The organism is Actinomycetota bacterium, assembly GCA_030774015.1.
Taxonomy (GTDB): Bacteria; Actinomycetota; UBA4738; order UBA4738; family JACQTL01; genus JALYLZ01.
This window is the reverse complement of record JALYLZ010000003.1, coordinates 23,284-48,913: the sequence shown is the minus strand read 5'-3', so window position 1 is coordinate 48,913 and position 25,630 is coordinate 23,284. Positions and strand designations below refer to the sequence as shown.

Here is a 25,630-nt window from a genome sequence, read left to right as displayed (position 1 = left end):
CGGAGGCAGCCCGTTTTCGCGGAAGAGCCCGAGCGAACCCGAACGGGGTCCCACATCATGCGATGTATGCTTCATACATCATCAAGAGGACGCAGATCTACCTCGACGAGTCCCAGCACGAGCGCCTGTCGAGGCGAGCCCGCACCGCCGGAACGACGAAGTCCGACCTCATTCGAGAGGCGGTGGACGCCTATCTGGCTGGATCGGAGGACGGCGAAACCAGGCTGCTGGCCTTCCGAACAGCGGTTCGGGCTGCCGCGGGGACGGCTCGGCGCCTGCCGAGAGGGCGCGACTACGTCGAGGAGTTTCGCCGCGCGGATGCCGAACGAGTGCGAGACCTCGACGATCAACGCCGGACATGAGCGCGGTCCTCGACACCACCGTTCTCATCGACGTCCTGCGAGGGCATCAAGCAGCAGTGGAGTACGTGGTGGCGCTCGAGGAGGTGCCGGCGTGCTCCGAAGTGACCCGCGTAGAGGTGCTCCGCGGGCTTCACAGCGGGGAACGAGCGTCCGCGGAGCCTCTCTTCCAGCGACTTCGATGGGTCCCCGTGGATGAAGCGATCGCCCGGGCAGCCGGCGAGCTCGGGCGGCGGCTTCGTCGGAGCCACAGCGGCGTCGGTGTCGCCGATCTCGTCATCGCTGCCACCGCAGACCAGATCGGCCTCCCACTTGCGACGACGAACGTTCGGCACTTCCCCATGGTCAAGGGCCTCCGGCCGCCCTATCCAGATTGAATCCAGACTGGTCCGGAAACCGAGCCGACGTCGGATAGCCGTGGTCCTGACCGGAGTGTTTTCGAACCGACTATTCGCACAGACGGTTCGACATCTACAGCGGTGGAAGGGAATGGGCGGTTAGGGCATCGCCATGACCCGGTCACGAGCAGGCGCCGGAGCGACGTGCGCGAAGGGGCTCGGTCGCATCCAGGACGGAAACGCCTTGACCAACCCGGACGGGCCTTCCAGGCGATACCGCCCCGTCCGGACCGCATCCTGGAAGGTCACCCGCCTCAGATTCCACTGCACGAGGGTCTCGGAATCCGTCGTGACGATCAGGTCCTCGACCTGTCCCGGGTACCCGGTGCACAGCTCCGCTCGGGGACGTTTCAGCAGCATCCAGAACCGCCGTTCGGGCTGGTCCCGGAGATCGAAGCGAACGACCACCCCCCTGGGCGGCACCTTGTCGAGATCGACCAGCCTGCACGTCGCCCAGAGCACGTACGCCGGGTCGAGATGTCGCGGCTCGATCTCGAGCCAACGAGAGCCCCACTCTCCCATCGCATCGCACACGCGCTTGAGCTCGCGACCACTCTCGGTCAACTCGTAGACGGACCCGCGGCCACTGGACTGGGGCACGCTGACCACGACGCCGTATCGCTCGAGCAGGGCAAGCCGCTCCGCAAGAAGGGCCTTCGGAATCCCGGGAGCGCCTTCCCGGAGTTGCGTGAACGTGTGGCACCCGGCGGCGAGATTGCGGACGATGATGGGGGTCCATCGCTCCGCAAACAACTCTGAGGTGCGGGCGATGGGGCAGTACTGCCCGTAGTTCTTCATTCGTCGAGTCTCTCCTGCCGGCATCGACCGAGGCAAGTTCATTTTTTGGGATTGACCGGGTGGGGGCCAGCCGCGGATGCTCACGAAGAGCCCACACAGGGCTCGCGCGAACAGAGAGGCAGGCCGCCGATGGATGGGTACTTCCTGGATCGGGCCCAAGGCGAGATGGCTGACCTCGGGGCCGTCAGCATGCGACTCATCGTCTCGAAGGCCCAGACGAACGGCGCCCTGGCCGTGGCAGAGTTCCGCGGGTCGGAAGGGCCCTGGACCGTTCTCCACGTGCACCGGCTGATGGAGGAGTCCTTCTACGTGCTCGGTGGCACCTTCACCTTCACCTGCGGGGACCGCAAGATGGAAGCGACGAAGGGCTCCTTCCTCATGGTGCCTCGAGGGACTCCGCATTTGATGCGCGCCGGACCCGGGGGTGGCGCGCTGCTCACCCTGTTTTCTCCCGGCGGGCTCGAGGAGATGTTCCTGGAGCTCGGCCGGCTCCCTGCGGACAGCATCACGGATCCCGGAGTACGTGCCGAAATCGCCCAGCACCACGATTCCATTCCGGTCCGGGGGCGCGGGGAGGGGGAGTGATCGACATGGGGTCTCCGCTGCGCTACCGCGTCGTCGACGTGTTCACCGAGCGGCCGTTGGAGGGCAACTCGCTGTGCGTGGTCCTTGATCCGTGCCCGCCCGAGCTGATGCCAAAGATCGCTCGAGAGGCCAATCTGAGCGAGACGACGTTCCCCGTGCAGACAGGCCCGAGCGCGTACGAGATGCGGATCTTCACGCCAATCGCCGAGTTGCCGTTCGCCGGTCATCCGTCACTTGGCACCGCCTGGCTCTTGGGGATGGGGCGGTGGACCCAGACGACAACAGGGGGAACCGTGATCGTCGAAGCCGACGAGCGAGGGGCGACGATGACGCAGCCTCGACCGGAGTTCGAACGAGTCGAGGAAGCATCTGATGAGGTGTTGTCAGCGCTGGGGCTGTCCTCGGCTGACGCGATCTGTCGCTCGACCGCAGGAGGGACAACGCACGTGCTCGTGGCAACATCAGAGCGGATCGACCAGCTCGATCCAGATCCTGGGCGCGTGGCCGAAGCGAGCCGCTCGTGCGGAGCGCTCTCGCTCGTGCCCTTTCGCGCGACCAACAAGTCGACCCTGCATGCTCGAGTATTCGCTCCCGCCGTTGGCGTGGTCGAGGACCCAGGATCAGGCTCGGCCGCGGGTCCGGTCGGACTCCTGGCACGCGAACTCTGGGGCACGCATCCCGACGTGACGATCACCATGGGAGCCGAGATCGGTCGTCCCTGCCGGCTGGAAGTCCAGACAGCAGGAGATCTCCGCGTCGGCGGCCGCGTCGTGCTCAGCGCTGAAGGCCACTTTCGCATCTAGGAGAAGGGCCAGCGCGAACCCAGTTCAATACGCCTGAGACCCCCACAGGACCCGAGTTCGTGGACCTGAGGAGAGTGTTTTCGAACCGACAATTCGGACAAATCATCCGAGAGTTGCACCGAGTGGTCAGACGGCCCAGGATCGCGAGGGTACGCGGATCACTCGATCCGTAACGAAGGCCTTTGCCGGTGCCAATCAAACTGGACAACGAAGATCCGAAAGAAGTCCTGTAGCCCGAGGACGACCTCATCCTCATCCTCCCTCGGGAAGACCAGGAAATCCCGGCACACTTCGCGACCTGCAAAGCGCACGACTCCTCCCAGACACCGGTAGGTGGGAGTTTCGCCATGCATTCCGTACGTCAGTTCAGGAGTAACTGGTAGCAATAACCGATCGAGTTGGGGATGGTCCTTGATTGCCCTCCACGGCACCATGGTGTGGTCCGTACCAGAGTCCACCAGCGCCGGGCCCGTCCGCCGCACACCCTCGATCTCTATTTCGACTCGAACCATCGGCAAACAGAAACCCGACGCGTCACATTCCGCTCGATATTGGGTCATCGGTCACTTTCGCTTTCGCTTCCACTTGCGTTTGGTGGCAGGTTTGGGCGACGGCCGCGCTTGACGGGGTGTGTGCAAGCGCAGGCTCTCGGCAGTCGTGACAAGGAAATGGGGGGCCTCATCAGTCCAGAGGAACCGGACGACATGGCGGCGGAAGAAATCTTCTCGGCCGAGGAGTACGATCTCGGGCTGAGGCTTCTCGGGCGGGCGAACCAGGAAGCGGGTACACACCTCTCGCCCATCCCATTCGATAGTACCCTCGCACCATCGAGCATCTGCTATTACCTTGGTGCTCGAACCACCATCCGAGTCCAGGGGTTCCAGGGTGTCGAAGGACTGCCGCGACGCTTCGAAGATCACCCAGGGAACGACCGAGTAGTCGGCTCCCGAATCGAGCAAGGCGGGGGCCTGAGCTTGGATGTCTTCAATTCGGACCACGATGTCAAGAACGGGACGGAAAAGCCCATCTCCTAAGTCGCGCCCTTCAATTCTTGTCCAGTCCATGATCGATCCTGGCCCCCCTAGGCTGCTTACAGACGATCAAGGAGGAGCTGAGCGATAACGCCCATCGCTTGGATAGCGGCGCGCGCCTGCTGGTCCGAGACCGACGGGAGGAACGGGCGGCCGTGCCCAATGCCCTCTTTGTTCCTGAGTCGATTCACGGCACACCCAAGATCGAACAGACGCCTCTCGACTTCATGCCAAGGGGGCTCGCCAGGATCGGGAGCCACCTGGGCGGTGGCCAGCCCGAGGGCGACAAACGCCTGGCCGAGCAGGAGGGGGAAGTTGGTGTAGGTGTAGCTGCCGAATCGAACTAGAAGGACATGTGCGGCCGTGGCCTCCAGCAAGTCCTTGCTGGTTCCGACTACCAGCGCTGCATCGTCGGCGCCCCGATTCGCGCGGCGGATGTACGACCTGAGCACGCGGGGCGTCTCAGGGTCATCGAGCCCCTCCAGCAACCTCCTATGTAGCTCTCCGTCTCCCGTCAAGACCAGACCCTCAGAGGTGAAGGCATCGCGCGCGTTCTCGATGGCGTCGCGCCCGACGTAGTTGGGCGAGTCGGGCCGAAAACCTCCAAATCCCCTAATCATCGCCACCAGACGGGCAACGAGCTGCTCACCTCGACCCATGTCGTGTTCCATAGCCCAGGTCAAGACGTGGCGAATGCGCTTCTCCTTTCCGGCGGGCGTCGAAAGGTCCGCCTCCTTGAGCCCAGCCTGCTCAAGCAAGAACGTGAGGTCCGAGTGCGCTGGGACACGCCTCTCTTGTTGGGCGTCATCCACCATTCTCGCGACCGCCGTGATGATTGCGTCCGAGAGAGCGCCCGCCGTCGGAGCTTGGCTGTCTGCCATCAACCCGCCTCCCTTCCTACCGATGCGTCTCAACCTAGGGGAAGGGTGTGACACGAACCATATCCGAACGTATGTTCTGGAGCGACAGGCGGGATCGGTAGCCCGGTCATCCTGACGTTGCTCGCTTGGGGCAGGATCGGCAACACTCACGCCATGGTCGCTGCCACTCCAAGTCAGCATGGCATCTCGCTTGCCGAGATCCTTGGCATCGCTGGCTTCGCGCTAGCTGTTGTGCTTGGCCTCGTCCAGATCTGGGAGAGCTTCCTTCGGAGGTCTCGGTTTGACGTCGTCATGGAGTGGGGCAAGCATACCGAGCAGCCAGTGCTTGAACTGTTCGTGGCGAACATCGGATGGAAGAAGGACACGGTGCGATCCATCTACTTCCGCGCACCACACGACGACCCCAACCTCAAGGCATATGAGTGGGAAATGACCAGTTCCCAGTGGCCCGACCTTCCTGCTGTACTCGACGTCGATACGGTGACCTCACGAATCGAAGTGCCGTTGGTGGATCTCGACCAGGTCGGGCTTCATCGGCTTGCCCAGGAGCTTCGCGAGGGCACGGCAGAGGTCGTGGTCGTCAACGCCCGGCGTCGGGAGAGTCTATTCAAAGTCCCTCCGTACGGCACGGGGCCGCCGGCTCCCAATCCCGATCCCCTTTAGACCCAGATGCCCGTGGACCTGAGGAGAGTCTTTTCGAACGGGCAATTCGGCCAAATCATCCGAGAACTGCGGCGCCGCCGTCTGGGGGCTCAGGAAGGTTGAGTGTCAGCTCCATCGCTGCTTGGCTCCTGCCTGCGCTCAGTGACAGTCCTGGGGGGCAGTCCAATCTTGGTCAGCTCAGCCTCAAGATCGCTCCCGAGCTTGTAAAGAGGATCATCTGGATTGACGGTAGCGGCCAAGCCTCCAATTACGATTTCGAAGAGAGTACTGACCTTTACCCCCAAGGTGCGGGCCACCGCGTTGGCTATTGGCTTCGAAGGAAAGATCTCCAGGATTTTCGCTATGTCGCCGGACTTACGCGTCGCCTCCGCTCGGCTAAGCTCCTCCTTGAAGATGGCCACGGCATCGACAGATCTCCCCAGTGAAGACTTCATCTCGTCATAGTGGGCTTGCATACCCTTTTCATCCCAAGCACCTGGCTTCCCAGTCACCAAATCCTCAACTGAGTTCAGTAATCCTAGTTTGGTGCGCTCATAGGCAACTCGCCGAACATCTTCATCTCTCACCGTGCCCTGCACAATGCCTGCCACTCCACCCTCCAGCGTCTTGCCGAGGTGGGTGGCCAGCCGATCGCCAATCGCTGGCAAGCAGACGAGACCCTCGATTTCGTGCACCGGTAGTACCACTGCGGTCGCAGCCAAAGACTTCAACTCGTCATCGGATCGGAAATCGCGGTCCACAACTCCTAAAGCTTCTAAGTTGTCAACGAGGTTGGCCGACTTGAATACGTCTACGCACTGCCGAACCACATCCCCGGATCCAACCGCCAACACCACCGTATCTCTTCCCGGACACCACGCAGAAAGGAAGGCCTTATCGAACGAATGATCCTCCCCTTCGCAAAAGATGACTCTACTGGCGTAGTAACTGAATGATGCGGCACCCAATATGGCGCGCCGGATGTTAGCCGGGATGCGGGCGTAAATGTTGATTCGTGTCAAACCCGAGATGGGGTCGGCAAGCAAATAGGCAGCTGGTTCTCGCGACAAAGCAAATGGAATGTCATGCGTGACATAGACAAAGCGCAAGTCTGGTCGCGCTTTCTCTAGGGCGTCCCACAACCGTACTGCGAGCTCTTCGTGAAAGTGGGTTTCTGGCTCATCAATTACTAGGATGGTGCCTAGCTGGGATAGCAGCACCTTGGAAAGAAGATATAGAGCTGCCCGCTCCCCATCGCTCATCTCGTTGGCGCCGTAGGCATCAACCTCCGCCCGATCATTCCTCACGACCGGGGCCCAGTCCTTCCACTCAAGCATGCGCCCAGGAAATATGGACCTCCACAGACTCTCGACCAGCTGGAGTGCACTTGGTTCGATGCCATCTACAGGCTGGCCGCTCTCGTACGCACGTCGAAAAGTCCGAGCCGCATCTCCATCATCCACGAGCAGCTGGGCTAAGACAAAATCGAAGTCGGATATCAATTCCCAAGGCTGAGTACGAGCGTTGTCCTTTTGGCTGTTATGCTGCTGGACTGCCTGAACCCTTGACATCGCCGGCAGTTGAGCGCTGATCCGAGTGCTGCGAAGGGCATTGATGAATTCGATGGGGGCGCCGGCTTGCGGACTGAGCTTATGAGCTAGTCTCGTCTTGCCCGACCCGTTTGGCCCGACAATTACAATAGGCACCCCACCAGCAAGCTGCGTGCCGTCTGGTAAAGTGATTCCTAGGTCGGCCATCCTCACTGTCTCCTTCTTCGTGTATTGTAGTCGTGCGAAGAGCCGCAAGGCAACCAATGATCAAGGCCCCGGGGCTTCCGCCAGGAGACCTTTCCCGCCACCCCGGGAGTGCAGCTCTTGCTCTCAGGTGCACCAGCTCGCCAAGCTCGGCGGCATACCGCGGATGCGCATTCTGGCCACTGAAGAACGCCTCAGACTCCGGTGCATTCACCAGAGTGTTCCGCATGATCACTATTCGATCGATCGGAATCGGATGGTCCTCGGTTATGCGCTCGCTCTGGCAGCTCGAGCGGCCCGAGCGACTCTGCGGACGGCCCCCGTTGCGTTCAACCGGTACCGAATCATAGCGACGCTCACCCCAAAGTTGCGGGCCGCTGCGGGCAGTGTCCAGCGACCCTTGGCGATCGCCATGGCGGCCGCCTCGGGAACCAGTAAGCATCCTGCGAGCCAGCTCGCCTCATCTTCAATGTCCTGGTTCCAGTGGCGGCACCCGTTGTTGTCGAGGGCCGGCGTCGGGGGGTGCAGCAACAGAGCGTGCGCCAGCTCGTGGGCTAGGTTGCTGACCTGGCGAGTGTGTGAGTGACCGTCGTTATGCACGATGGTTCGCTCCGTGCTCGCGAAGACTGTCACTGCTGAGAAGACTTCAAGCTCGTCTGTCAGCAAGTGCGTCACCGCCGGAGCCTCTGGCACGAGGGCCGAAAGCCCGATGACGGGGATTTCGAGCCAACCAGCGAGGATTCTCGGATCGAGTTGGTCGTACGGCGACAAGTCCAGCTCGGCTCGCGTCTCGGCTGCGATCTCGTTCGCTTCCTTCTTGAATCCCCGCCGAAAGGCCATGCCTAGTTCCGTTTCCGTAACCGTTCGTACGTTGCCTTGACCAGTTCGTCTATCGCCGTGGCCGCCTCCGGCGAAAGGTTCCTGTCGCTACGGAGATAGGTCGAGATTTTCGCCAGCGGCTCAGGAGCTGGCTTGGCGGCCACCGAGCGGACATAGTCATCTGCATCGAGGCCAGACCAGGCAACGAGCGCGGCTAGTCCGTCCACGTCCGGCCGCTTCCCCTGGGCCATGCGAGTTAGGGTCGACGCACTGACCCCCGACTCTCCGGCGACCTGCTTCCACGTGATCTTCCTAGCTTGTCGGACGCCGTCGAGCGCCTCGTAGAGCGCTCCGGCGTCGAACCACCCCTTTCTGTCCATGCTCCTCCTTTGGCGCGGTTGCGACGTTGCAAGCGCGGTTTACTTCTGCAATACTAGGGTAGCAACCAAGCGCCTATAGTGCAAGACCGCCGGGGGCACCGGCGCCGGACGCAGAAAGGAGAGATCCAGCATGGCAGAGACGGCTTCAGCCGCCGAGAACCACGAGAAGGACAAGGGCTTCACGATCATCGTCAACGCCCAAGAGAAGGTGGTCCCGGACGAGGGCGTGTCGTTCGACGAGGTCACGAAGCTCGCCTACCCGACGCCCCCGTTCGCGCAGACGATGTACACCGTGACATTCCGAAACGCGAAGAAGCCCAAGGAAGGAACCCTCGTCGAGGGTCAGTCCGTCGAGGTCAAGAAGCACGGCACGATCTTCAATGTCAAAGCAACTGATAAGTCGTAGCGCCGACCTCAAGCGTCTGCGCGACGACGGGTACGACATCGAGATCCGCTCGAGCTACCTCGTGGTGAAGGGGGTGCCGTACGTGACCGCTCAGCGAACGGTCGCGTACGGTCTCCTGGTTTCAGAACTATCGACCAGCGGGGACACCACCACGACGCCGGCCACCCACGAGATCTTCTTCGTCGGCTCGATCCCCTGTGACCACCATGGGAACGAGCTCACGCAGATCATCAACCAACGTGGCGAGTTCTCGCTGGCAGGCGACCTCAAGGCGTGTTGCTCGTTTTCGCGTAAGTCCGACCCGGCAGGATACCCGGACTACTACGAGAAAGTTGTCACCTCCGTGGCGCTGCTTGAAGGCTACGCGCGAGCGATCGACGATACGGCGACGGCACGCAGGTTCGTACCTGTTGAGACCGACGAAGACGAATCGGTCTTCCGCTATCTCGACTCCGCGTCGAGCCGAGCTCGCATTGGAGCGGTCACCGAGAAGCTCCAGCTGGCGAAGGTGGTGATCGTCGGTCTGGGCGGAACCGGATCATACATCCTCGACCTCGTCGCCAAGACTCCAGTGAATGAGATCCATCTTTACGACGGAGATAGGCTCTTCACGCACAACGCTTTTCGGGCGCCGGGAGCGGCGTCACTGGGCCAGCTTCGCGTCGCCCCGAAGAAGGTCCACTACTTCCGCAGGAAGTACGACCCGATGCGACGAGCGATCATCGCCCACGCCGTGCACGTCGATGATACCAACATCGAAGAACTTCGCGATGCCAGCTTCGTCTTCTTGGCGATGGACGGAGGCCCGGCAAAGCGCTACGTCATCGAGCACTTGGAGCAGTTCGGCGTCCCGTTTATCGATACAGGGATGGGCATCTACCAGGCCGTCGACGCGCTGGGTGGCATCGTGCGCACGACCACGAGCGACAACGAGCACCGCAGCCATATCTGGGAGAAGTCGCGAATCTCATTCGCCGACGCAGAGGCCGACGAGTACGAGCAGAACATCCAGATCGCCGACCTCAACATGCTGAACGCAGCCTTGGCCGTCATCAAATGGAAGAAGCTCTTTGGCTTCTACACAGACTTCGAACATGAGTACTCGTCGATGTACACCATCGACGGGAACCATCTGTTGAACGAGGACCAGGGGGCATGAAGCAAAGGGTGATCGCGCATGAGTTCGTTGAGCTCGTCCCTGAAGAGCTAGAGGAAGGCAAGCTCTACATCTCAATCCCGTACGAGACCGCTGTACACCTCTGTGCGTGCGGCTGTGGCATCAAGGTCGTGACCCCGATCAGCCCGCCCGAGTGGCTACTCATCTGGGATGGAGACACTGTCTCGCTCACGCCGTCGATCGGCAACTGGCAGTTTCCATGTCGTTCTCACTACTGGATAACCCGCAGCCGCGTTGTCTGGGCTGGCGCGCTCAGCGACGCGAGGATCGCGGAGGGCCGGCGCCGTGAGGCCGTACAGCGTGACGCTTACCACGCCGAGCGCCAACTGCAAGAGCGGGCGGATCCTCATACTCCACACCCTCGGGCGCACACATCGGCCTGGCAGCGACTGCGTCGCGCCCTCCGTCGGCACTGAGCGCGCCGCGGAAGGCCTTGGCCAGCACGGCTTGCTAGTCACGACGCCGCAACAGAGTTCAACCCCCCGGTCGGAGCTAGCCTAGTAGAGCCACTCTTCGTGGGCTAGCGGCGCCCGATTCAAGTCGGCGCGGTGGTGGCGCCAAGTGGGCATGAAGGTGTCCATGAGCTGCACGAACGCCTGGCCATGCTGTCGTTCCCTGAGATGAGCCAGTTCATGAACGACTACGTACTCCAGGCAAAGGGGATGCTTCTTCGCAAGTTCAAGATTCACGGATATGCGACCGGTCTTGGGGCTACATGAACCCCACTTGGTCTTCATCCGCCGGACAATCCACCGCGTAGGGCTGAGGCCAGTGCGCTCTTCGGCTCGTCCAGCTACCTCAGCTAGTGCCCTCCGCAGTTCGGCTCGATACCACTCGCTCAGCGCACGCTCCCGCTCGGCTGCAGTCGCGTCGGGGCGTACCTGCATCTCGAGCCGATTGCCGGCGAGACGCACCGCCGTTCTCCCCCGGGTCTCGATCACCGTCAACCTATGACGGAGTCCCCAGACATAATGTGACTCTCCGGTGCTCATCTCACGCTTCGATTGACGCACAGCCTGCCGCAACCCCTCCCGCTGGCGTTTGATCCAAGGAAGTCGCTGGATGACCGCCAGCCTCACCTGATCATCCCCGAGGCGAAGCGGAGCTGCAACGCGAACCCGTCCTAGAGGTGGATAGACCCCGATATGAAGGTTCCGGATGTCCTTGTAGATGACGTCCACTGGAATGCCACGAATAGTCAGCTGGTTGCTACCGGTACTCATGGCGCGCCTTCACGAGGTCGAATAGCTCGTCCAGCCGATCGTAATCGTCAGGTAGGACCTTCCGAAGCGCGAACTTGACCCTCTTCTCCTTGATTGGGTTTCCCACCCATCGGTCGGGCTTTGTCCCCATTACAGCCTTGTCCACGGCGACCGCGGTTTCCTCGTCTGGCAAACCGAAATCAACGATGGCGCGCTTAGCCCCGGTATCGGCCCAAGCGGGGTACGCGCTATCGGATTCCTTCTTGCCAAGCATCTGGGCCTGCTTGATCAGGCCGTCGAGATAGGCCTTGTATTCGAGCGCACCCCTGCGGCGTTCCTCAATGAGGGCGTCGAGCAGCTCGGACATCTTCTCGTAGTACTTCGGGTTCATGGCGCGTTCGTCGATGATCACTTTGCGCATGTTGTTGACGATAGTCTCGGCGACGGCCTCCGGATCCTTCTTGATGCCCGCCGGCAGCTTCGCGATCGCCCCAGCGCCCATCTGAACAATGAGCTGGATGAGTCCGTCCTTGAACTCGCCGACCACCTCAGAGGCATCGGCCTGGATGTAGGTATCGAGCAGGAAGCGCATTCCCGCTTCATACTGCTTGAAATCGACGTCTTCGCCGGCGCCGAGCTTGACCTCGTCCCGCACAGCACTGTAGTGCGTGATCTCGTCATTGATCGCCGCGGCCTCGGCCTCGCTGTAGCCGGCCGCATCCATCTCGTTGGCCAGGTTGGCGTAAGCCCGAGTAACGGCGGCGATGGCTTTATACAGCTCCACGCGCTTAGGCTCGTTGGCCTTGAGCTGCTCGGCGTTGCCTGGTTCGGTTGCGCAGAAGTACCGCTGGTACTGCAACGTGTTCTTCGGTGGGGCGACTGGCTCACAGATAGCGCGAATCTTTTCCAAGGCTTCATCGAGATCCTCGCGGGCCCGCTTGATGCGATCGGTGAGCAGTCCCTCGATGTCCTTCTTCTCGTAGCCATCGAGGGCTCCATCTGTGTAGTCGGTGATCGCGCTCTCAAGAGAGTTGAAGAGATCCCGGTAATCGACAATGTAGCCGTAGTCCTTGTCCTCTCCGTCTAGCCGGTTCACGCGACAGATAGCCTGGAACAGACCGTGGTCTTGCATCTTCTTGTCGATATAGAGGTACGTCGCGGGCGGCGCGTCGAACCCGGTAAGCAGCTTGTCCACCACGATCAGCAACCGCATCTGGCCCGGGTTCTTGACGAACTGTTCCTTGACCTCCTTTTCGAACTGCTCGATCCGGTTCATCGCCTGGTCTGGTGATTCGTGAAAGTGGTCGGCTAGCATCTGCCGGTAGATTTCATACTGGCGGAGCCGCTCGGTCGCGCCCTCACCCGAGTCTTCCTTGGCGATGTCACCGGCCTGCGGCTCGTAGCTAGTGATGATGGCGCACTTGCCCTTGAAGCCGGCGTTACAAAACAGTTCATAGAACTTACAAGCCTGATAGATGCTGGCGCACACGAGGATCGCATTGCCGTGCCGGTTCATTAGGCGCGGCTTGGTCTCCATGTCGAGTAGGATGTCGTTGACGATCTGCTTGGCGCGTGGCTCGGAGCTCACGACCTTCTGCATGGTGCCCCAGCGTTTCTTCAGCTCGGCGCGCGATAGGTCAGTCATGCCTTTTGTCTTGACGTCGAACCACTTGTCGACCTGGGCCGGCGACGTCAGATGCTGATCGATGCTGCGAGCCTCATAGCGGAGGTCTACGACGACCCCGTCGGCGACTGCCTCGTCGAACTTGTAGGTATGGACGAAGCTCCCGAAAGTCTCGATGCTGGTCGCCTTGTCAGCCCGCAGGAGCGGAGTGCCTGTGAAGCCGATGAACATCGCCCCGGGCAGGAGCGCCTTCATTGCGGCATGCATCTTGCCAGACTGCGTCCGGTGAGCCTCATCGATGAAGACGAAGATGTTGCCCTTGGCCGCGAAGCCCTTCGGTACCTTCGCCTGCAACTCTTGGATGAATTCGTCGTCCGCCGCATCTCGGTCGGCATCGTTCTCAGAACCGCGGAACTTGTGGACGAGTGAGCAGATCAGCCACTCGGTCGACTTGTTCAGGGTCTCGAGCAGATCGGCGCCGCTACTGGTGCGGTAGATCTTCTCGTTGACACCGTTGAAGACGTTCTCAATCTGCTCGTCGAGTTCGGTGCGGTCGGTGATCAGCAGCACGCGAGCGTCAGGCTGGTGCTCGCGGAGCCACTTGGCCAACCACACCATCGTCAGCGACTTCCCCGACCCCTGGGTGTGCCAGATGATGCCGCCTTCGCGCTTGGCGGCTCTTGCCTGGGCGGCCTTGACGCCGAAGTACTGATTGTGACGACAGATCTTCTTTACTCCGGCGTCGAAGACCATGAAGTCATGGATCAGCTCCAAGAGCCTCTGCTTGGAACAGAGCTGGGTGAGCGCCCGGTCCAGCGGATCATCGATGTCGGCGGGCTCGCGCCACGCCAGCCAGTACTTTTCAGGCGTGTCGATGACGGCGTACCGAAGCCCTTCGACGTCGTTGCCGGCCATAAGGAGCTGGACAGTAGTGAAGAAGGGCCTGATGAACTCGGGTCGCTGATTACCGATTGTCTGCCTGATACCCTCCGAGACAGCTACTTTGGATCGCTTCAGCTCCAGCGTCGCCAGCGCGATGCCGTTGACATACATGACGATATCCGGCCGTTTGTTGTGCTGCCCAAACACAGTTACTTCCTCAGCGATGGCGAAGTCGTTCTTCGCTGGATTCGCCCAGTCGATCAGCCAGACAGTCTCGTACTGCTCGCCGGCGCCTGGCTTCACCTTCAGCCCGTATCGCAGCAAGTTGTAGGTGTCGCGGTTGGGCTCGTACAAGTCACGCCCGCCGCCCAGTGATGCATCGGACTTTAGCTTGTCGATTGCCTTGTTGATCAGATTGTCTTCATAGCCGCGGTCCCGCAAGTTTTCCACCAGCAGGTCGACCTCAATGTTTGAGTTGCCCTCGCGGTACTCCCAGTTGCCGAGATAGTCGTAGTCCAGCTTCTTCTGGAAGAGTTCGACGACGCGATCCTGCGCGATACGCTCGATCTGCCCGACGTCACTCATGAAGCTGTCTCCGCGGCGGAAAGTCGCGTTCGGCCCACAAGGAGCTCCTGGCGCATTCCGATTTCCATTGCCTGACTCTTTGCCAGTCGGGATCTGGTCAGGTCGATTTCATGATCCATGCGCCGGAGGACAGCAACGATAGCTAGTTGTTCGTCCACCTCTGGCAGACGCAGAGTGATGCTAGAGATATACCGCCGCGTCGTAGCCAGCACCTTTGTTCCGGCCGCAAGACGCAGGAGCGCATTACGGAACCCAGGGATGAACTGAAGATAAGCCTTGAATCCGTCGGCCAACACACCCTTGCCGAATCTGGCAGCGATCGTGTGCAATCCCGCTACCACGCCATCCGCGGGAACCGCGACGATCTCGACCGACTTGCCGACCCCGTCAGCGTCCTCAGATGCGTCAGCGAAGATCAAGTCGCCCACTCTCAGACGTCCAGCGTTCCTTAGGAGTTCCGCCTTGGCCCGTGGCATTGCCTCTCGGGCTGCGTCGAGGAATATCGAGGTGCGCGTGTGAATGTCCCCGTAGTGCAGATACTTGGTTGGCGACTCAGCATCGAGTTGCGCGCGGGACAGTCCAACGGTCTTGACGTATGTCACATGGTTGCCCAACGCCACTTCACGCCATGGCTGGGTGAACCCGGGTAGACGCTGCTCGCCAGTGAGGAGTTGGTCTGCTCCCATCGCAGAAAGGGACGAGGCGATCTGCAAGCGGAGGGTCGCAAGTTCGGCGTCGATCTCCGCGAGACTCGACTCGTACCGCCTGCCCAACTCCCCAATCCTACCCGACAGGCCCCGCAGCATGCCCAACACCAACCTTGCGACTCGGCTGGAAATGCTCCTTGCCCACTTGCTGTCAAGAACAAGACTTCTGATGTCATAGGCCGTGAGATCGCCGTATTTCTTGAGTATCGCGAGGTCAAGGGCCGCCTGAGCATCTTTGACCGCCTTCCTCGCTGCTGCCTCGTCGTTGTAAAGCCTGAGCAGGTGCGCCAGCGCCTTGATCTCGCCAGGGTCAGAGTCGTTCTCAAGCCTGGCAAGCTTGAGGCGCGCGCTTGTGAGTGCTTTGCTGATCTTGTCCTCTTCCATGGCCGCTGCTAGGAGCCCGTCCTCCACGGCGTGTTCCACGACGTACTCCTCGACGACCCGGGCGGCCTCCCCGGCTGCCACGGTCAGTTCGTCTATCTTCGCCTGTTCGTTGGGGAAGTAGCGCGCCACGATGAGGGCAGGCGGGATGAGGTCCATCTTGTATTTCGTGGCTCCGCGTCCCGATCCAATGACCAAGTCAGGCGACTCGGACAGCTTGCGGTCCTTGTCCGCGATCGTCTTGCGCGGTTTGGCAGCCTCGTCCCAACCCTCGTGCATGATCACGAAGACATCGTCGTGCATTACCTCGTGCCAGTAGGTCATGAGCTGCTCGTAGACGTCGTACTCGTCCAGTAGCGCCACTGCCTTGAACCGCGCAAGCAGGTCGTCGCCAATAGCGACGATGAGCTCGGTCGGCTCCGTATCCGTGTCGATCTCAGCCAGTCGGCCGCGGTGGCCATCGAACCACTCGGCGGTCAGGTCACGAGCCTCCGTGGCGAGCTTCTGTACCTCGGGGGAATCTAGGATAGCCTGCTCGACCTGGCTGACGTCAATGGTCAGGTCGCTGTAGCCGGGACGGTTCGAACTGAACAGCAGGCCGCGCAACTGGGGGAATGCGTCCCAGTATCCTCCTAGGGCGTCAAGGTCCCGGTCGGGGATGCCGCCATGCAAGTGGGCGTCAAGGTCTTGGATGTCCTCCGGATCGGAGGTGTCGATGTAGCGAGAGATGTTGAGGTTGTAGTCGTTCCCGAGGTCGGCGATCTCCGCTAGCGGGACCATGCGCGAGTAGCGGTCGATCTCTGTCTGCTTGGTAAAGACGTCGACGATCTTGTGGATGTCTTGGCTGCGGAGACGATTCTTGGGTCCATCCTTCATGAACCCCTTAGCGGCATCGATCATGAACACGCCAGTGCGAGCTTGGGCATTCTCCTTGTCGATGACGACAATGCAAGCTGGGATGCCGGTTCCGTAGAACAGATTGGCCGGCAGGCCGATTATGCCCTGGATGTAGCCGCGCTTGAGCAGCTCTTTGCGGATGATCGCCTCGGCGTTGCCGCGGTACAACACACCATGGGGGAGGATGACGGCTGCCTTACCAGTGCTCTTGAGTGACTTGATGACGTGCAAGAGGAACGCATAGTCGCCATTCTTCGCCGGTGGCCTGCCGAAGCCATCGAATCGACCGAACTCGTTCTCCAACCCATTGCTCCAGGACTTGGTGGAGAACGGCGGATTCATGACCACGAAATCGAACGCGCGGAGTTGACCGCCCTTGGTAAAATGTGGACTAGTAAGAGTGTCGCCTCTTGCGATGTCGGCGTCCTCGTTGCTGTGCAGGATCATGTTCATCTTGCACAGTGCCCAGGTAGCGACATCCTTCTCTTGGCCGTAGATCGTGATGCCTCGGGGTGCCTCGGAAGCAGCCTTGAGGAGCAGCGACCCAGAGCCGCACGTGGGGTCGTAGACGGTCTGGTCCTGACGGGTATGCGGGCCAATGCCGATTACCTTGGCCAGTACGCGGGAAACCTCAGCGGGTGTATAGAACTGCCCCTTCGACTTGCCGGATTCGGTGGCAAAGTGTCGCATCAGGTATTCGTAGGCGTCGCCGAGCAGGTCGTCTCCCTCGGCCCGACTGCCGCGGAAGTCAAGGTCGTTGAAGATCGTCACCAACTTGGACAGTCGGTCCTGCATCTCCTTCCCGCTGCCGAGCTTCTCTTCGTCGTTGAAGTCGGCTACGTCGATGACCTTCTGGAGATTGTTCGCTTCAGCCAGTTTGCCGATGATCTTGTTGACCTTGTCGCCAATTTCTTTATCACCCTTAAGGGCGACCATGTCATCGAAGGCGCCGCCCCTTGGAACTTCGATCAGGCTGTTCGGGTCCGACTTCGCCTTGTCAGTGACATACTTCACGAACAGCAGAGTTAGGATGTAATCCTTGTACTGCGTGGCATCCATGCCACCACGAAGCTCGTCACAACTTGCCCACAATGAGCGGTAAAGATCTGATTTCTTAATCGCCATCAGCCCGGGTTCCCCTTCTGCTTCTGTTTCACTATAAGCGAACAGCTGTTCGAGAACAAGGCTCGGCGATCCAGGCGCCGTGCGGGCGAACCACCCGTGTCGGCTAGACCGACCACCGGTAGAGCCGATCTAGCACCGCGGCGCGAGCGAAGTCGTTGACCTCCAGCTCGATAAGCAGGTCAGCCACGTCGCGCCCCTCAGGCCGTTGGGAGAGCTGACGGATTGCATCGGCCCGTACGTGTGAGGGGGAAGCAAGTACCAGATCAAGCTCAGCTCGACCTTTTGGGCCAAGCTCCTCCAGGAACGCGTCCAAGGACTCCTCGGTAGCCACACAGACGCCCTACGCTCAGCCGGCCGAGGAAGACTGGGCAGTCCGTCGCCGGCGACCGTTGCCACTCACTGCCCTGTTCTTGCTTCCCGGCGGACGGCCCCGCCGCTTCGCAGACGAGGCGTCCACCAAGGCCGCTGCAGCTCTCCGTCCGCGCCGGGGAGCATGCGCCCCGGCTGTGACGTCCTCGAGATGCACATGGCACAGGTCCAAGTTCAGGTTCCGTCCCTTCACCCGAAGCGTGATGGTTTCGACGGCGGGCTGACCGCACTTATCGCACACGAGAATCAGTCGCTCTGACATACCCACCTCCCTAACGAATCAGTAGAAGCCTAGATGGTGAAGGGAACCGGGGCAACGGTAAGCCCCCGCCGAAAGAAGGCGGGGGCTCAAGACATGCGCCTCAGTAGATAAGCACCCGCAGCGCAGCGAGAACAGCATGGACGGGGCAGCTGTGCTCGGGCTGATCCAGCCGACACTCGCAGTTCTCCAGCCAGCCGGACCAGTTCTGGACGAGGTCTGGCCGCCCGTGGCCATTCGCAACCAAGCTCGCGAAGTCGCCTGGATGCAACTTGGCGTCGAACGCTCCCCGAAGCGTACCCATGTCACTCGGGCTGAGAGGCAGTTGCTGAGCGATCCCCTCCGCTACGGATGAGAGATCACCCGTGTCATAGGTCTGAGGCCACGGCCGGCCATAGGTCTCCTCAAGGGACTTGACCGCAGCGACGAGTCGCGCCAACCACCACAGGCTCGTGGACAAGCCTTCCCGTGCGATAGCCGCATCCCTGTGTCGGCGAACACGACGCCGAACCAGCGTGGTGTTTATCCAGCTGTTCAACTCCACGGCAGCAGTCCCGATCTCAGCCCGATAGTGTAGGGGACCAGGGACCCGCGGCATCTTGGGATTCACCATAGGAACCTCCCGGCTGGCAGCTTGGAGGTTCCAAGCTCGCCTCCCCGAGACGCCGAACGCTCCGGGGAGGCGAGCCATGGAGATTCCCACTAATTATGGCAATGAATTGCCGGGCGCGTCAAGGGGAACACTTCCCTCCCTAGCCATCACCAGGCTCTCCCTCCTCCAATTCACCTAGATCCAAGTCCTTGAGCTCATAAGGATATTGCTCATACAAGGCGGCTAGGTCGATCGTGTCAACGTGCGGCCGCGCGGGAGCTCTCGAATACCAAGAAGCAATGGATCGCCATTCTCGGTCGATCGTTTCCGCGTAAAAGCGACAGAACCGAATGACTCGATGAACTTCACACTTGGGGGAGGGCTTCCTAAGGTCGCATTTACACTTGTTGAGCCAGATTGCCCAGCGACGAAGAATCTGACGACCTCGCTTCACCGTCCGCAGGGCTTGGCGAAACCGGAACGCGTTGGGTACATCCGCGTTACGAGCTGCTAGTGCCAGCCAACTGGCGTCGACCGTCGAGGCGGGGGCGTGCCAACTCACGTGGTAGAGGGCATCGGCAACCTGCTGCTCGACTTCGATATCGCTAAAGAGCCAAATGCCGCCCCGCTCTTCAACGAACCGATCCACGTCGAGTTGCTCCAGCGCGTAGAACCACAGCGACGATTCGTAATAGCTTGGCAGGGCGGGATCGTCTGGATCCTTCCCGCGTCGGATCAGGAACGCCTCGAAGTCGTGCTTGAGGCTGACCAGATCCGTCCAGACACGGTAGTAATACTGGAACCGGTCAAGCCAGTCGACCGCCACCGCTCGATCGGCGGGGGCCCCGAGTTCCATCTGATTTCTCGTTTGCTTGAGCCGGTATTCGCGATCGTACTCCAATAGCCAGTCGGCAAGTTGCTCGCAGAACTTGGACTGTTGCCGCTTGAGGAAGGAGTCGCTGGTGAGGGAGCGGCCCCGTCGTCCCAGCAGGCCCCACGTGCGTGCGGCCATCTCGCGTCTGTCGACCGGGGATACATTGGCCAAGGCGTCGGTGGCGCCGAGCAGCTGCTGGAAACCCAATCGGACATCGGGATCGTCCCGCCGCGAAATGACTTCCTTCAATACCCGGCAAAACGCTCCCGCTCGGTCGTGGTCTCCTGCATCCGAGCCTTCCGGGGGCTGAACACAGGCCAATGCGAGAAGACCCGGGATCGCCGTGCGGATGCGGTGGAGGGCACTCGGACGCGAGGCCTCGTGAATGACGTAGGCCAGCTCGGTGGCAAGCTGACCAGGTTCAGGCGCTCGTTCGGCTGTGGCTTCCACTTGTCCGGAAGTTGTCCGCTCCATGACCGCGGACTGTCTGCGCCTCCTCCCTAGCCTCGATCCAAGCATAGAGAGGCACGGGGAGGTGATGCGACAGAAGGCTAACACTCTTCGGGCTGGTGTAGACACTTGGCGCGTTCTGGCCGGCTACCTGCGATCGGCTTGGGAAGAGCTCTTCCGATCGAGCTACGCGTCGTCAGGGCTCTGGAACCCCGTGGTTCCTGCCGGCCACCAGCCCTAGGCCCCAGAGACCCGGGGGCGCTCCTACTGCCCCCGGGTTTCTGATCCATCTCGACCCTACCTAGTACACGGGATGGTAGGGCAGACACCGAAGCGAGCAGGAGGTGAATGTGGGTTACGACATCGAACGCCGTGCCGGAATGTCAATCGCACGGGGAGGCTCCCGACAGGTCGGCCGAGAGATTGCCGCCGTCGAGGACTTCGCCATCTACAGGGCCAGCGTGGTGCGTGCCAAGGCCTTCGTGGCCAAGGCGGCCATGCTCGAGGCCGCGAACCTCAGCATGCTCCAGGAGTTGTTGGCGCGGCAGTCTCCACAGGCCGAGCTACGGCTCACAGCGCTGGGGGATGCCGCCGCGATGGCCATGACGGCCGAAATCCTGAGGCTGGCCTGAGTGTTCGCCGTCCTCATGATCTTGGTGGCGGTCGCGTTCACGGCTGGCGTCCTCATGGCAGCCGCGTGGAGCGAGGGGCAGTCGGGTGGTTGGCTGGCGCGGAGAGAACACCTCCGTGCCCTTAGGTCCGCCAAGCGCCTGCATGACATCGCCCAACAGGCTCGTCAGGCGATGTACGACGAGGCCACGCGGTTCACGGGGACGAAGAACTGAAGAAAGTACGTGACGGGCTGGGCGCCCTTCTCGCACTCTGCATCGTGGTGCGGGTGGGCGCCTGGCTCGTCCGGCCGGTCCTCCCGCTCCTGGCCTCCATGTTCTTCATGGTGGTGCTGGCCCTCTTCATGCTGGGAGGGCGCCACCGCTCGTGAGGTCTGCCAACAAGTCGTGCCCGGTCGGCTAGCAAATTCGGCAAGACGCCCAATGAACGTGGACGCCCGTCCACGTACAACGACCCTAGGGCACTGGACAGCGCAGGCGACTCCAACCTCCGCCTTATCATCACGTAGCCGCTCGTCCACGTGCCCACTAAGTGGGGTCAAGGCATGAAGCGGCGCATTCGCATCATTGGCGTCCAGAGGACGGACGACAACACCCAGGACCTGATCATCGCGGTTCTGGCGTTGGCCCGTCAGCTGCAGCGCGAGCGGGCCCGGGCGCGGGGCGACCAGCCGCCCGAGAAGAAGGATGGAGGGCGGCCATGATCGAGCCCGTCGTCATCCTTCCCATCACCGGCATCGCCGTCTCCGCCTCGGTCCTGGCGGCCCTCCGCCACGACGCCCGAGTCTGGCAACGGAGCCTGGTCTGCTACCGCCTGCGGTTCCAGCAGGGCCTCGAAGCGGACGCCGTGGTCGAACTCTTCACCGGCCTCTCCGGATTGGTTGCGCCCCGGGGTCGGGATCGGATCGGCCCCCGGGCGGTGGTCTTCGAGGTCGTCGGGCAGGCCAACGGTATCGAGCACCATCTGCTTATCCCCAAGGGACTTGAAGGCATCGCTCTGAGCCAACTCCGAGCCGCCCTCCCAAACGTGGCCGTGCTCCCAGTGGTTACCCCGGGCCATCAGATGGGCGTGGCCGGGGAGCTCGCCATCTCGCACCGGGGCCGGCCTCTCCGGACCGATGACGTCGGCGCCGTGGCCGCCTCCCTCCTAACCGCCCTCCAGCCGCTCCGCGACGGCGAGCAAATGGCCTTGCAGTGGACTCTGGCTCCGACCCGCCCGGAACGAGGCCGAGGATGGCTAGCGGCGCTGATCGACGGGACGGCTAACACCTCGGAGGAGATCGACCCTGAAGCGAGGAGAGCGGCCAAGGCCAAGCACGCCAGCCCCCTCTACCAGGCAGCCGGGCGCTTGGGAGTGGTGGCGGAGTCGCCCGCGCGGGCTGCCGAACTGCTCCACCGGCTGACGGCTGCCCTGCACGCGGCTAACCAGCCGGGGGTGAACCTCTATCGGCGCCGGATCCCGAGCTCGTGGGCGGCCCGCCGACTGCGAGCCCGAACCCTTCCGTCCGGGCCCTACCCCTGCCTCCTCAATGCCAGGGAGCTGGCCGGCCTGGTGGCCTTCCCCATCGGGTCGCGGGCGCTGCCGGGGCTCGAGCTCGGCGGGAGCAAGCAGCTGCCGCCACCCGCCGATCTGCCCACCACCGGCCGGGTCATCGCGATCTCGAACTTCCCCGGCATCGAGCGGACGCTCGCCATCACAATCGCCGACTCGCTCGTCCACCTGCACGTGATGGCCCCGACCGGCGCCGGGAAGTCGGCCCTGCTGCTCAACCTCATCCGTCAAGACATTGCCGCCGGCTACTGCGTAATCGTGGTCGACCCGAAGGGCGACCTCATTGCCGACATCCTCCGGCGCCTGCCGGCCCACCGGGTCGGCGACGTCGTAGTGCTCGACCCGCTCGACGAAGAGCGACCTGTCGGCCTCAACGTCTTGGCAGGAGCCGAGGACGGCCCCGAACTTGTGGTGGAGCGGCTCGTTGCGACCTTCCACCAGCTGTGGCGGGACTCGTGGGGCCCGAGGACTGATGACATCCTCCGGGCCGGCCTGACGACGCTTCTTCACGAGCCCAGCATGACCCTGGCCGAGCTGCCGCTACTCTTGACCGATCCCCATTTCCGGGCCCGGCTGGTAGGAAGGCTGGACGACCCCGTCGCCCTGGAGCCCTTCTGGGGCTGGTACGAGGGGCTATCCGATGCCGAGCGGGCCGCGGCGATCGGGCCCGTGATGAACAAGCTGCGGGCCTTCCTGCTGAGGCGCCGGGTCCGGAACGTCATTGGCCAGCCCGAGGGCCTTGACCTCGATCAGGTCTTGGCCGACCGCCTGATTCTCTTGGTGCCCCTCCCGAAGGGGCTCCTCGGGGAGGACGCGGCGGCGCTCCTCGGCTCCTTGGTGGTGGCCAGGTTGTGGCAGGCCGTCCAGCGCCGAGCCGGACTGCCCGCCGAGCGGCGGCATCCGGTCTTCGCTCACATCGACGAGGTCCAGGACTTTCTCCACCTGCCGACCAGCCTGGACGACGTCCTGGCTCAGTCCCGGGGACTGGGGCTCGGTCTGACGCTCAGCCACCAGCACCTCGGCCAGCTAACGACCGACGTCCGTTTGGCTGTCCTGAACAACGCCCGCAACCGCGTGCTGTTTGCGCTGCGGTCGGCCGACGCCCGGGTGATGGCCCGGGAGCTGGCTCCCCACATCGAGGCACGGGACCTGGAAGGCCTGGGGCGGTTCGAGGTCGTGGTCAGCCTGATGGCGGACGGGCGGGTGGTGGCGCCCGCCACCGGCGTCACCCTGCCTCCGCCTCCCGAGACCGGGATGGCGGAGCAGGCCCTGGCTCAGTCCCGGGCCCGGTTCGGGCGCGACCGCGCTGAGATCGAGCGGGCCATGCGGGCACGCTACGGCGACCGGCCCGGCGCGGGACCGGTTGGACGGGCCCGGAGGCAGCCATGACCCGGTTTGCTCCATGTCCGATCGCTCGTCCGGTCGCGTCGAGTGGGCTGCGGCGTTTGGGCAGGCAGAGACCAACGTCGGGGACCAGATTGACCGGGACTGTGTGTCCCAACTCGGAGACACATTCATGACTCGGAGCTACCTCAGTCTTGCCCGCCTGGAGCGCCTGGCCACCGAGCTGGCCGAGCGCGATCGGTCGATCCTTCGAATCCTTCAGACCGTCCGGCTTGCCAGCAGCGCCCAGCTTCAACGCTTGCACTTCGCCAACGAAGAAGCCCGGAACCGCCGGCGCGTCGTCGCCTCCCTCGTGGAGAAGGGCTTCCTAGAGCGCCTGCCTCGGTCGATTGGCGGAGTCCGCTCCGGCTCGGCTGGCTACCTCTACACCCTCGGCGCCGCCGGTCTGCGCCTGCTGGAGATCGAAGCGGGAGGAGCTGGGGTCAGAGCTCGCCGTCCGTGGGTGCCCGGCTGGGCCTTCATCGCCCACGCGCTGCAGGTCACCGAGATCTACGTGGAACTGGTCGAAGCCCGGCGGACCGGCCGGATTGAACTGTTCCACTTCCAGGGGGAGCCGGGATGCTGGCGGACCTTCTTCAAGGCGGGCGGCGTTCGGACGACGCTCAAGCCGGACGCCCGGGTCTGCGTCGTCCGGGGCGAGTACGAGCACCACTACTTCGTGGAGGTCGACCGCGGGACGGAGTGGGCGACCGCCATCCGGCGCAAGCTCGACACCTACCGCGCCTACTGGGCGTCCGGCCGCGAGCAGTCAGCGCTGGGCCTCTTCCCGTGGGTGCTGTTCGTGGTGCCTGGGTCGGCGCGGGCGGAGACGATCCGAGACCTGATCGGCCGCCAGCCCAAGGAGAGCCATCGGCTGTTCCGGGTTGCGCTGGTGGACGAGACGGTCGAGACCATGACGGGGGGCCTGCCATGACCACGCTCCCCCGACGGACCATCGTGATCGGCGACGCCGCGGCGACCCTTCGCCAGTGGCCACCGGCTTCCGTGGACTGCGTTATCACCAGCCCGCCCTACTACGCCCTCAGGGACTACGGGGTCCCGGGACAGATGGGACTCGAGCCGAGCGTCCATGACTGGGCGGCATCCCTCCGCCGGGTCATGTCCGAGCTCGCTCGGGTCCTCAAGCCCACCGGGAGCCTCTGGCTGAACCTCGGCGACAGCTACTCGAACCACGCTCGCCGCGGTGCGCCACCCAAGAGCCTGCTGCTGGCGCCGGAACGGCTTCTGCTGGCTCTGGTGGCGGATGGCTGGATCGTGCGCAACAAGGTCATCTGGGCCAAGCCCAACCCCATGCCACACTCCGTCCCGGACCGCCTCAACACGACCTACGAGGTCCTGTACTTCCTGGTCCGGCGTCCTGGGCGCGGCTACTTCTTCGATCTGGACGCCATTCGCGAGCCCCACCGGTCCAAGGCTGCGAGGACGGAGCGGCCCGTACCGATGAGACCCGAGCCATGGGTCGGGCCACTGGCGGCTGGGACCCAAGCGGGGCTGCGCCGGGCCCGCCCGGCCAACCAGCCCGGCCATCCGCTGGGGAAGAACCCGGGCGACGTCTGGGTGCTGCCCACCCGCGGCTACCGGGGCGCCCACTTCGCCACCTTCCCGCCGGAGCTGGTGGTCCGCCCGCTCCTGGCCACCTGCCCGGAGCGGATCTGCATCGGGTGCGGACAGCCCTGGCGCCGCAAGGTGACGATCAGCATCGTCGGGGCCAAGGCTCCGGCGGATAGAGATAGATACGTACGCCGCTATCCCAGGCGGTGGGAGACGATTCGCCAGCGGGGGCCGCTCCACCCGGCCTGTTCCTGCAGGGCGGGGTGGAAGCCCGGCATCGTCGCCGATCCCTTCATGGGGGCGGGGACTGTCGGGCTGGTAGCCGAGCGCTTCAAGCGCGATTGGGTCGGCATCGAGCTGAACCCCGCGTACGTGAGGCTCGCCATGAAGCGGATCGAGGACGCTCAGGCGAACGCCTCCGCGAGGTCAGCGAGGCTGGCGGCATGACCGGCGCTCCTCGGCGCCGTGCGGCTTTCCTGAGCGATCTCACCCGGAGATCGCCGGCCGCACCAGC

The 25,630-nt window shown here is 62.7% G+C and carries 22 protein-coding genes and 1 pseudogene; 14 read left to right on the top strand and 9 right to left on the bottom strand.

Going from position 1 to position 25,630, the window contains the following annotated elements:
• Positions 1-62: 62 nt before the first annotated feature.
• Entirely contained in the window at positions 63-362 is a 300-nt protein-coding gene (locus M3Q23_00295; GenBank protein MDP9340556.1) for a ribbon-helix-helix domain-containing protein, read from the top strand.
• Complete coding sequence (locus M3Q23_00290; protein MDP9340555.1) at positions 359-736, top strand: type II toxin-antitoxin system VapC family toxin; 378 nt, start codon at positions 359-361, stop codon at positions 734-736. The genes M3Q23_00295 and M3Q23_00290 overlap by 4 nt, the downstream gene beginning before the upstream one ends.
• A 120-nt stretch (positions 737-856) precedes the next feature.
• Here the strand turns inward: M3Q23_00290 and M3Q23_00285 are convergent, their stop codons facing one another.
• Complete coding sequence (locus tag M3Q23_00285) at positions 857-1,555, bottom strand: winged helix-turn-helix transcriptional regulator (protein ID MDP9340554.1); 699 nt, start codon at positions 1,553-1,555, stop codon at positions 857-859.
• A gap of 189 nt (positions 1,556-1,744) precedes the next feature.
• Between M3Q23_00285 and M3Q23_00280 the strand changes: the two genes are divergently transcribed.
• Both M3Q23_00280 and M3Q23_00275 read left to right on the top strand, forming a co-directional pair.
• Positions 1,745-2,140 carry a cupin domain-containing protein gene (locus M3Q23_00280; GenBank protein ID MDP9340553.1) on the top strand — a complete coding sequence of 132 codons (396 nt, stop codon included), beginning with the start codon at positions 1,745-1,747 and terminating at the stop codon, positions 2,138-2,140.
• 5 nt (positions 2,141-2,145) lie between these two features.
• Positions 2,146-2,943 carry a PhzF family phenazine biosynthesis protein gene (locus tag M3Q23_00275; protein MDP9340552.1) on the top strand — a complete coding sequence of 266 codons (798 nt, stop codon included), beginning with the start codon at positions 2,146-2,148 and terminating at the stop codon, positions 2,941-2,943.
• Between the two features lie 1,090 nt (positions 2,944-4,033).
• Here the strand turns inward: M3Q23_00275 and M3Q23_00270 are convergent.
• A complete protein-coding gene (locus tag M3Q23_00270; GenBank protein ID MDP9340551.1) occupies positions 4,034-4,855 on the bottom strand; it encodes an abortive infection family protein in 822 nt (273 codons plus the stop codon).
• A gap of 153 nt (positions 4,856-5,008) precedes the next feature.
• Between M3Q23_00270 and M3Q23_00265 the strand changes: the two genes are divergently transcribed.
• Positions 5,009-5,518, top strand: coding sequence for a hypothetical protein (locus tag M3Q23_00265; protein ID MDP9340550.1), 510 nt, complete (start codon positions 5,009-5,011; stop codon positions 5,516-5,518).
• A gap of 89 nt (positions 5,519-5,607) precedes the next feature.
• On the opposite strand, the gene M3Q23_00260 is transcribed toward M3Q23_00265, so the two are convergent.
• The 3 genes from M3Q23_00260 to M3Q23_00250 form a co-directional block, all read right to left on the bottom strand.
• Positions 5,608-7,254 carry an AAA family ATPase gene (locus M3Q23_00260; GenBank protein MDP9340549.1) on the bottom strand — a complete coding sequence of 549 codons (1,647 nt, stop codon included), beginning with the start codon at positions 7,252-7,254 and terminating at the stop codon, positions 5,608-5,610.
• Between the two features lie 264 nt (positions 7,255-7,518).
• Positions 7,519-8,091 carry an ImmA/IrrE family metallo-endopeptidase gene (locus M3Q23_00255; protein MDP9340548.1) on the bottom strand — a complete coding sequence of 191 codons (573 nt, stop codon included), beginning with the start codon at positions 8,089-8,091 and terminating at the stop codon, positions 7,519-7,521.
• A gap of 2 nt (positions 8,092-8,093) precedes the next feature.
• Positions 8,094-8,450 carry a helix-turn-helix domain-containing protein gene (locus tag M3Q23_00250; protein MDP9340547.1) on the bottom strand — a complete coding sequence of 119 codons (357 nt, stop codon included), beginning with the start codon at positions 8,448-8,450 and terminating at the stop codon, positions 8,094-8,096.
• Between the two features lie 130 nt (positions 8,451-8,580).
• Here M3Q23_00250 and M3Q23_00245 point away from each other — a divergent pair, with 130 nt between their 5' ends.
• The 3 genes from M3Q23_00245 to M3Q23_00235 are packed head-to-tail and all read left to right on the top strand — an operon-like array spanning position 8,581 to position 10,449.
• Entirely contained in the window at positions 8,581-8,856 is a 276-nt protein-coding gene (locus M3Q23_00245) for a multiubiquitin domain-containing protein (protein ID MDP9340546.1), read from the top strand.
• Positions 8,831-10,015 (top strand): ThiF family adenylyltransferase, encoded by a 1,185-nt coding sequence (locus M3Q23_00240; GenBank protein MDP9340545.1) that lies wholly within the window; start codon positions 8,831-8,833, stop codon positions 10,013-10,015. The genes M3Q23_00245 and M3Q23_00240 overlap by 26 nt, the downstream gene beginning before the upstream one ends.
• Positions 10,012-10,449 carry a DUF6527 family protein gene (locus M3Q23_00235; protein ID MDP9340544.1) on the top strand — a complete coding sequence of 146 codons (438 nt, stop codon included), beginning with the start codon at positions 10,012-10,014 and terminating at the stop codon, positions 10,447-10,449. Before M3Q23_00240 ends, M3Q23_00235 begins: the two co-directional genes overlap by 4 nt.
• Positions 10,450-10,530: 81 nt before the next feature.
• Here M3Q23_00235 and M3Q23_00230 read toward each other — a convergent pair whose 3' ends face one another.
• The 4 genes and pseudogenes from M3Q23_00230 to M3Q23_00215 all read right to left on the bottom strand — a co-directional run bounded on the left by M3Q23_00230 (position 10,531) and on the right by M3Q23_00215 (position 20,004).
• On the bottom strand, positions 10,531-11,256 hold the full coding sequence (locus tag M3Q23_00230; protein MDP9340543.1) for a M48 family metallopeptidase: 726 nt from the start codon (positions 11,254-11,256) through the stop codon (positions 10,531-10,533).
• Entirely contained in the window at positions 11,243-14,326 is a 3,084-nt protein-coding gene (locus M3Q23_00225) for an HsdR family type I site-specific deoxyribonuclease (GenBank protein MDP9340542.1), read from the bottom strand. Before M3Q23_00225 ends, M3Q23_00230 begins: the two co-directional genes overlap by 14 nt.
• Before the next feature lie 671 nt (positions 14,327-14,997).
• A pseudogene (locus M3Q23_00220) lies at positions 14,998-17,370 on the bottom strand (type I restriction-modification system subunit M).
• A 1,446-nt stretch (positions 17,371-18,816) separates the two neighbouring features.
• Complete coding sequence (locus M3Q23_00215; protein ID MDP9340541.1) at positions 18,817-20,004, bottom strand: hypothetical protein; 1,188 nt, start codon at positions 20,002-20,004, stop codon at positions 18,817-18,819.
• A 326-nt stretch (positions 20,005-20,330) separates the two neighbouring features.
• Here M3Q23_00215 and M3Q23_00210 point away from each other — a divergent pair, with 326 nt between their 5' ends.
• The 6 genes from M3Q23_00210 to M3Q23_00185 all read left to right on the top strand — a co-directional run bounded on the left by M3Q23_00210 (position 20,331) and on the right by M3Q23_00185 (position 25,563).
• Positions 20,331-20,612 (top strand): hypothetical protein, encoded by a 282-nt coding sequence (locus M3Q23_00210; protein ID MDP9340540.1) that lies wholly within the window; start codon positions 20,331-20,333, stop codon positions 20,610-20,612.
• Positions 20,613-20,825: a hypothetical protein gene (locus tag M3Q23_00205; protein MDP9340539.1), complete on the top strand. Its 213-nt coding sequence runs from the start codon at positions 20,613-20,615 to the stop codon at positions 20,823-20,825. It begins immediately after the preceding gene.
• Positions 20,826-21,154: 329 nt separating this feature from the next.
• Positions 21,155-21,313, top strand: coding sequence for a hypothetical protein (locus tag M3Q23_00200; GenBank protein MDP9340538.1), 159 nt, complete (start codon positions 21,155-21,157; stop codon positions 21,311-21,313).
• The gene (locus M3Q23_00195) at positions 21,310-23,550 is read left to right on the top strand and encodes a type IV secretory system conjugative DNA transfer family protein (protein MDP9340537.1); all 2,241 of its coding nucleotides are present in this window, start codon (positions 21,310-21,312) and stop codon (positions 23,548-23,550) included. The genes M3Q23_00200 and M3Q23_00195 overlap by 4 nt, the downstream gene beginning before the upstream one ends.
• 127 nt (positions 23,551-23,677) lie before the next feature.
• A complete protein-coding gene (locus M3Q23_00190) occupies positions 23,678-24,478 on the top strand; it encodes a replication-relaxation family protein (protein ID MDP9340536.1) in 801 nt (266 codons plus the stop codon).
• Positions 24,475-25,563 (top strand): site-specific DNA-methyltransferase, encoded by a 1,089-nt coding sequence (locus M3Q23_00185; protein MDP9340535.1) that lies wholly within the window; start codon positions 24,475-24,477, stop codon positions 25,561-25,563. Before M3Q23_00190 ends, M3Q23_00185 begins: the two co-directional genes overlap by 4 nt.
• Positions 25,564-25,630 lie beyond the last annotated feature (67 nt).